General features: G+C 39.6%; 8 protein-coding genes. 3 read left to right on the top strand and 5 right to left on the bottom strand.

Going from position 1 to position 7,385, the window contains the following annotated elements:
• Positions 1-272: 272 nt before the first annotated feature.
• Both MTF64_RS06790 and MTF64_RS06785 read right to left on the bottom strand, forming a co-directional pair.
• Entirely contained in the window at positions 273-449 is a 177-nt protein-coding gene (locus MTF64_RS06790) for a hypothetical protein (protein WP_248450974.1), read from the bottom strand.
• A gap of 510 nt (positions 450-959) precedes the next feature.
• Entirely contained in the window at positions 960-1,568 is a 609-nt protein-coding gene (locus MTF64_RS06785; RefSeq protein WP_248450973.1) for a cold shock domain-containing protein, read from the bottom strand.
• 415 nt (positions 1,569-1,983) lie between these two features.
• On the opposite strand from MTF64_RS06785, the gene MTF64_RS06780 reads away from it, so the two are divergent.
• A complete protein-coding gene (locus tag MTF64_RS06780) occupies positions 1,984-2,604 on the top strand; it encodes a trimeric intracellular cation channel family protein (protein ID WP_058550084.1) in 621 nt (206 codons plus the stop codon).
• Positions 2,605-2,698: 94 nt separating this feature from the next.
• Here MTF64_RS06780 and MTF64_RS06775 read toward each other — a convergent pair whose 3' ends face one another.
• Positions 2,699-3,208, bottom strand: a complete 510-nt coding sequence (locus tag MTF64_RS06775) for a YetF domain-containing protein (RefSeq protein WP_064387311.1) — start codon at positions 3,206-3,208, stop codon at positions 2,699-2,701.
• 308 nt (positions 3,209-3,516) lie between these two features.
• Here MTF64_RS06775 and MTF64_RS06770 point away from each other — a divergent pair, with 308 nt between their 5' ends.
• Positions 3,517-3,900 carry a hypothetical protein gene (locus MTF64_RS06770; protein WP_064387312.1) on the top strand — a complete coding sequence of 128 codons (384 nt, stop codon included), beginning with the start codon at positions 3,517-3,519 and terminating at the stop codon, positions 3,898-3,900.
• 115 nt (positions 3,901-4,015) lie between these two features.
• On the top strand, positions 4,016-4,543 hold the full coding sequence (gene gloA / locus MTF64_RS06765) for a lactoylglutathione lyase (RefSeq protein ID WP_248450972.1): 528 nt from the start codon (positions 4,016-4,018) through the stop codon (positions 4,541-4,543).
• Between the two features lie 82 nt (positions 4,544-4,625).
• On the opposite strand, the gene htpX is transcribed toward gloA, so the two are convergent.
• Positions 4,626-5,489, bottom strand: a complete 864-nt coding sequence (gene htpX / locus MTF64_RS06760) for a protease HtpX (RefSeq protein ID WP_248450971.1) — start codon at positions 5,487-5,489, stop codon at positions 4,626-4,628.
• A gap of 229 nt (positions 5,490-5,718) precedes the next feature.
• Complete coding sequence (locus tag MTF64_RS06755; RefSeq protein WP_248450970.1) at positions 5,719-7,290, bottom strand: FAD-dependent oxidoreductase; 1,572 nt, start codon at positions 7,288-7,290, stop codon at positions 5,719-5,721.
• Positions 7,291-7,385 lie beyond the last annotated feature (95 nt).

The raw sequence follows: 7,385 nt of genomic DNA, 5'->3' as shown, positions 1-7,385 counted from the left end.
TTTTTCACCCAAATTTGTATGCTTATTAGCATAACATTTCTTTCTTAATGGGTGGCCAAATTAACTATGCCACTACAATAACGCCCGTATGAGCTGTGGAGCATGTTGGGCGCTTTTTTGCGTCATTTTCTTTTAAGAAAAAAATGCACTTGTTATGCTTTATTTACGCCGGTTAATAAATTTGAAAATAATGTTTTAGAAACACCTTTTCCAAACTCTTCTATACCCTCTGGTCCACCATAATGTAACTCTTCATTTGATTGTTCTTTAAGTTAACAATGAAGCGCAACAGCGCTATCATGTGCAATATCGTAAAATGGAACAGCTGGATGTATATAATTAGGGTCAAAGTGAACTACCCATTTATTTCTAAAGTCGACTATTTTCTCTTGATATCCAGAGAACTCTTCTTGCGTTTTACCAATTGAGTTAAAGAGATAACTACGCAAATGACCATGGTTTCTTTACAACTTTTTCCCAATGACATTCTTCTTTATGGGAACCAAATATCTTGCACCAATTTATGACTGTGTCATATAACAGAACATTATTTAAATGTGTAAAAGGGCACGTATCTTTATACGAACGATCTAAGTCATCACATTTATGTTGAATCACTAAAAATTAATAATACGAACGAAAAAATGCATTTAACCATTCAAACCTGCTTTGTATTTCATGATATTTTGGCAAACGCTTCTCCTTAAAAAAATAACAGCTTATTGAACCCCACTTTGGGGTATAGTGCCCAAAAACGACTTATATTACGTTGGTCGATAATTACACCATATAACTCGTTTATAATCAGACAATAACAATTGCTACTCAGCAGCCTTTGTTATTTAACCCCATGACGCCTTTTAATAATGTTATGAGGCAAATTATGCACCACTGTATTTTTATACAGTGCACGGTAAAACCCATCTTAAATTTAACTTTTAACTAATCGGTTTCTAAAATTACCACTCATCTTGGAACCGTGAATCCCTCTCACATGGGTCACCATCACCGTCACCATCCATTTTTGTATTGGGGCAGTTATTTATAAAAAACACCGCCTCTGCACGGGAAGTCATTTGGCTACAGTGCTGCCTGCCGTCACAAGTAAAATTTTGTGTGTTTTGATGTATCTCAATTTTTGGGTATTGCTCATCAAAGGTGGCTAAATCGGCGTTGGTAATAACGGGAGTGTGGTTATTAAATTGCTCGTTACTTTGATAATGGGTGTATTTATTTACTGCGATAAAGCCAAGTACAGCGATAATGCTAATTGAGGCGACTTTGCCTAAAAAACTGTCGGTAAAATTAGATTTAGCAACACGATGATGGTTTGATTTTTTAGGTGTTACTTTAAGTGCAGCTACGCCTTCTATCCGGCAATTAACTGCTTTGGTTTTGCCATCGGGCTGTGTAGCGACTTCAAAATAAATGGTGTCGCCCACTTTTGGCTTGCGGCTCATGTGTTTGAGCGCTGAAATGTGTATAAAGGTGTCGTGAGCTAGGGTGTCTGATTTAATAAAACCAAAGCCCTTTTCGTCATTCCACGCTTTTAACAATCCTTTGTTCATGTATTTACCTGTGCTGATTAAGCTGCGATTACGCAAATTCCATTTAAGTTAAGAGTCGTTAGTATACGTTCCTAAATTGCTACCACGCAACCAAATATTCATATTAGGTTAATTTAAAGACGCCAATTAGTTGCCAAAACACTTAACCGTATAGGGAAAATACCGAGCTATGAGCTTTTAAAATCAGCAAAAAATAGCCTGTTTTATTTTATAAATTACGGCCATTTGTCCTTTGTTCTACTACTGCAAACTTTTGCGAAGCGATTAGCTTAACAGCTTGTTTACACTCAGTTTTGTTATTAGTTATTTCTATCTGAATTAAGCGTTTTTAGTGTGATTTTTCATTCGTTATTTACTTAATTTATCTATACAATCCACACCTTATTTTTACGTGCAATTTTCAAGTGATTATCTCATGCTATTAACCGTTGTTTATATTATTGGTATTACTGCAGAAGCCATGACCGGCGCACTTAGCGCTGGGCGAATGAAAATGGATTGGTTTGGCGTTGTACTGGTTGCCAGTGCAACAGCAATTGGTGGTGGCAGTGTGCGAGATATTTTACTTGGCAATTACCCACTTACCTGGGTTCAGCACCCTGAATACCTTTTAATTACTTGTATAGCGGGCATTGTGACTACGTGGCTTGCTAAGTGGGTGGTTAAATTTAAAGGCATTTTTATGCGCTTAGATGCGCTAGGGCTTGCGGCGTTTAGCATTATAGGCTGCCAAGTTGGGCTAAATATGGGCCTGCACTATGGTATTTGTGTAGTGGCTGCGGTTGTAACCGGTGTTTTTGGTGGCTTACTGCGCGATCTAATCTGTCGCCAAGCGCCTTTAGTATTACATAACGAGTTATACGCGAGTGTATCGTTACTGGTTGCCTGCTTATTCTTGGCACTGCACCATTACAATATTGATGACAATATCAGCATTATTGTAAGCCTTGTTGCAGGCTACTTAATACGTATGGCCTCAATTCGCTTTAAGTGGCGTTTACCTACCTTTAGTTTGTTAGAGCAGCACGCTAAATAAATTAGGCTTTAATAAATGATAAGGCAGGAATTAAACCTGCCTTAATTAATATAAGTATAAGTATAAGTACAAGTATAAGTAATAGCGCCTTACTTTATTGCTCGCTAACATCACTCAGCGCCGTTTTTAACCCACTGTTATTTTGTTTTAGTACGCTAAAACTGCCGTCGGTTTCTAGCACTACAGCGGCTACATCTTCTATGGCTAATATACCCGCACCACGAATAGCAGCACGAATTTCGGATTTAGTTACCCGCTGCGATTTAAGTGCCGCCGTGCAGTATTCACCATTACTCAGCAATAGCGTAGGCTCTGCTTTTATAAGCGAAGCAAATTTAGATGAGCGCACACTTAGCCACGTAATAAAATATTGCAGCCCTATTAACACAACAAACGCGAGCAAGCCCTCTAGCAGCGCAACGCTTTTTGTAATGATCACCGAGGCTAAAATAGATCCCAGCGCAATAGTGACAATAAAATCAAACACGTTCCATTTAGAAAGCGTACGCTTACCCGATATACGCAGCCAAAACACCAGCGCTACATAACCCAGCACGCCAATAATAAGTACGCGTATTAAGCCCTGCATATCATCAAAAAACATAGTTACTCCTTTATATGCGTTATTTACTTACTGTAAGTAGTTCCTGCAATAGTTAATTAAACCCTACATTGCACATAGTTAAATAACGATGAATAAAGCGCCCTATTTTATTTTGCTAATTGTTTTACAAACTTAATTTTACTTAGCATCGTACTTTGTTTATCGACATAGGTACCTACGTATTACAAAAGTATTCAAAGTAACCGCTATGGAGTTATAAGTTTACTTTTTCATAGGATAATGTGATTATCATTTTAGGTACAAATTAACAGTTTTCTTTGCTCAATAACGTTATAAAGGGATTTATCTTGAAATTAATTAAAAAAGCGATAGTTATCGGAGTATTAATACTGGTACAAGGGTGTGTTTCTTACGATTTAGTGCACGTTGAAACGTATACTTCAGGCCAAAAGCCAGTTAAAGGTACCGCCGTTAAACAAATTAAGTATGGAGATGGCTTTAAATGGGTGGGTGTTATAATTTCGCCAATCATTCCTATTCCTCTTATATTACCTTATGGCCGTGAACGCACCACTACTTGGTTATCTGATGATGGTGCTAGTGTTTACACAGAAATTCAAAAAACAGAAGCCAATGGGTATGGGTGTATGTTTATAAGCTCAGAAATAAATGGCTGTAGCGATGAAACTACATGGGGCGCATTAATGATAAATGATATTAAGCTTCACTGACTATTTTGCATCACTCTTTTATGCTCAGGGCAGTTTAAATTTAAACGATGGTTGATTATGATAACTTAAGCATTATATCTAAGTTTTCGCTTCTTAATTTATACAAAGGATTACCATGTCTAGCTATAACGAATCGCCAGAGCAAATTGAACAGGCCACTAAAGGATATGTGATGCAGCAAACTATGTTGCGTATTAAAGATCCCAAACCGTCGCTCGAATTTTATCAAAATGTATTAGGTATGAAGCTGTTAGGTAAGTATGACTTTCCTGAAATGAAGTTTACATTGTACTTTTTAGGCTACGAGCCAGAGCAGCCGCAAGGTGATGATAAAACCAAAGCTAAATGGGTATTTGGTCGCCCTGCGCTAATTGAGCTTACCCATAACTGGGGTACAGAAGATGACGATAGCTTTGAGGGCTACCACAGCGGTAACCAAGAGCCTAAAGGCTTTGGCCATATTGGTATTAGCGTACCCGATGTATACGCTGCCAGTGAGCGCTTTGCAAAGTACGATGTAGAATTTGTTAAAAAGCCAGATGATGGCTCAATGAAGGGCCTAGCATTTATAAAAGACCCTGACGGCTACTGGATAGAAATACTCTCACCAGAGGGAATTACCGATATTATTTTTGGTCAATAACTTTAACGTTTGATAAACCGATTACCACATACTAAAAAGCCAGCTAATTAGCTGGCTTTTGTGTTTTTAAATAAGGGTTAGCTTATTTACGCAGGGCGTCTATACGCGCATCTAGCGGTGGGTGAGATGAAAACAGTTCAGCCATCCCTTTACCACTTGCTATACCAAAGGCCATCATTGAGCCTTGTAATTGCGACGGATGGTTTTGCTTTAATCGCTCAAGTGCTGAGCGCATTTTGTCTGCACCTACTAATTTAGCTGCGCCGCTGTCGGCTGCAAATTCACGCTTACGGCTGTAACTTGCTACCACTATGCTTGCAAGCACACCAAATACAACTTGGAATAACATGTCGAATAAAAAGTAAGACCAGCTACTACCGCCCTCTTCTTCATCGCCATTTAAAAAGTTATCAACTATGCCTGCCAGTACTTTTGCGGCAAATATTACAAAGGTATTTACCACGCCTTGTATTAGCGTAAGCGTTACCATGTCACCATTAGCAACGTGCGATACTTCGTGGGCAAGTACGGCCTCGGCTTGGTCTTGATTCATGTTATGTAATAAACCAGTGCTGACCGCCACCAGCGAGTTGTTTTTACTTGGTCCGGTTGCAAAGGCATTCATTTCTGGGCTGTCGTAAATTGCTACTTCAGGCATTTTTATACCTGATTTTTGCGCTTGTGCTGATACAGTTTGTACAAGCCAGTGCTCGGTTTCGTTGCGCGGTTGAGTAATTACCTGTGCGCCTGTTGATTTTTTAGCAATCCACTTAGACATAAATAACGAAATAAACGAGCCACCAAAGCCGAATACAGAGGCTATAAGTAATATTCCGCCAAGGCTACGATGGCTTAAACCCAGCGCGCTCATTATTATTGAAAGCACTACACCTAATACCAACATAACCGCTAGGTTAGTTAATAAAAACAAAAATATACGTTTCATATTGTCCTCACAAAAATAGGTTTGATCACCGAACATAAAATAAAATTAGGTTAAAGCAATCATTACGCTATGACACACTATGTCATTACGTTAAGGCTATTCTGTGACAAACTATGTCATAACGCAAGGGTTATTTGCAGGTTTATTAATAAATTTTTTGAGGAGTTTAAAAAGGAAGTAAAGTGTGGCGTAACGCAGTTATTAAACATCGTTACGCCAATAAAAACAATTAGTTGCTGGTTATGCCGCTAGTTGTAATGCAATTATTAATTGTTGCCATATCTGTAGGAAAGCCGCGCTCTTTTGCGAGTAATTGTGCCACCTTGGTTATATCTGCATGGTTGTGTTGTTGAAGATACGTCCACTGGTGATGAGTACGATGCTCATTTATGTGCGCATCGTCGCTTATTAGGCCAAGTTTAGTAAATTCAGCCACTATTTCATCAGCAGCGATTAAGGTAGATGACGCTTTTACATTTTCGGCTCGTGCGTAGCTAATATGCGAATATAAGCTAACATCTGCGACGCGCAAGGTGTCGTCTTCTCCTGGGATTTGCTGGCCACCAAACAAGGCATTGTTTTGCGTGTTGGCGTTTTTAAATGCCGGAACAAACTCGGCAACATAATCAATCGCTTTTTGGCTACGTGCTTTTAGTACTTGCTGATCCCACCCATTGTTTATGTAATTTAAGTATTTAGCTGGCAATTGCGGCTGTGCACTGTGCTCGTTGGTATCGGCTAGGCCATCGTTAAACAAGGTAATTGAGTTGGTCATACCATGAATTTGATAATAGCCATTAGGATAAGGCGTTAGCTGTGCCATACCTTCTGGCGTACCACGGTTACCATAAATAATAATTTCTGGAATTTGCCCGCCAGCTCCTTGCCAATGCGTAATGTAAGAGGCTTTAAATTCGACCATACGTTTGGCCTCTACGCCTACCATGTCATCTACAATACCGGTTTGAAAGCCGCAGGCATTAATAAGGTAGTCTACCTCTACTGTTTGCGTAGAGTCGCTTTGGTTATTTTGGTATTCAATTTTCCAGATTGGCGATTGGTTATTGGCACTGGTTTGCTCAGCTTGGCTAACTTGCTTTACTTCTGTGCTGGTAAGTACATTAGCGTGTTCGTACTGGGCAAGCGCAAGTTGGGCGCTGGCCGATAACCTAAAAATATTCCACCCGTATTCTTGCGCAACAATTAGCGGGTATTTTACTTTGTTTAAGTTTAGGTGCTTAGCAACGGGGATCATCCACTCATCTAGCGTTTTAGGCTCACTAACCTGCTCTTTTTTACTCAGCGCTATCATTTGCTCATGACTATACAGCTGGTAGTAATTGTCGGGCTCGCCAAGTACTTTGTTGTTAGGGTCTTGCTCAACTAACTCTTTATACGCGTTGGTGATTTTATTTAATCGTGGTAGTAAATCATCGGGTGAGTCGTCATCGCGCGTTGGCACTGCAAACACGGTTGGGCGTACGTCTATGGTGTAGGGGTATAGGCGTAAAATATCAATACATTGTTTGAGTAAATCTATGCAGTCTTCGTCTGGTATTTCACGGTATAAATTACCACCGGCATGTAAATGGCACATAGGTGGGCCATCTATAAGTGACTTTTTTTTCTCAAAAATAGTTGTCTGAATCCCTAGCGCTGCCAATCGAATAGCTATTGTTGCCCCTGCTGTGCCGCCACCTAAAATGCCCACACGGGTTTTAGGCTGAGCACTTGGCTTTACCTCGGGTTCCCCCGTTACCTGTGTGTTTTGAGCGAAGCGTTTAATGTATGGGTGCGTCATGTAGCGGTTTATTTCCTTAGTAACAATAGCTTTAATTTGTAATATGTGTACTAAAGGGGGTAATTTCAAGGCGTAAATACAATTAATAAGCTCAT

Source organism: Pseudoalteromonas sp. 2CM41L (assembly GCF_023161905.1).
Classification (GTDB): domain Bacteria; phylum Pseudomonadota; class Gammaproteobacteria; order Enterobacterales; family Alteromonadaceae; genus Pseudoalteromonas; species Pseudoalteromonas atlantica.
Note: the sequence above shows the minus strand (reverse complement) of the source record. Positions and strands in the feature narration are given on the sequence as shown.

Coding starts and splice junctions, on each gene's coding strand:
- MTF64_RS06785 (WP_248450973.1), bottom strand. CDS start 1,568: ATGAACAAAGGATTGTTAAAAGCGTGGAATGACGAAAAGGGCTTTGGT.
- MTF64_RS06780 (WP_058550084.1), top strand. CDS start 1,984: ATGCTATTAACCGTTGTTTATATTATTGGTATTACTGCAGAAGCCATG.
- MTF64_RS06775 (WP_064387311.1), bottom strand. CDS start 3,208: ATGTTTTTTGATGATATGCAGGGCTTAATACGCGTACTTATTATTGGC.
- gloA (WP_248450972.1), top strand. CDS start 4,016: ATGTCTAGCTATAACGAATCGCCAGAGCAAATTGAACAGGCCACTAAA.
- htpX (WP_248450971.1), bottom strand. CDS start 5,489: ATGAAACGTATATTTTTGTTTTTATTAACTAACCTAGCGGTTATGTTG.
- MTF64_RS06755 (WP_248450970.1), bottom strand. CDS start 7,290: ATGACGCACCCATACATTAAACGCTTCGCTCAAAACACACAGGTAACG.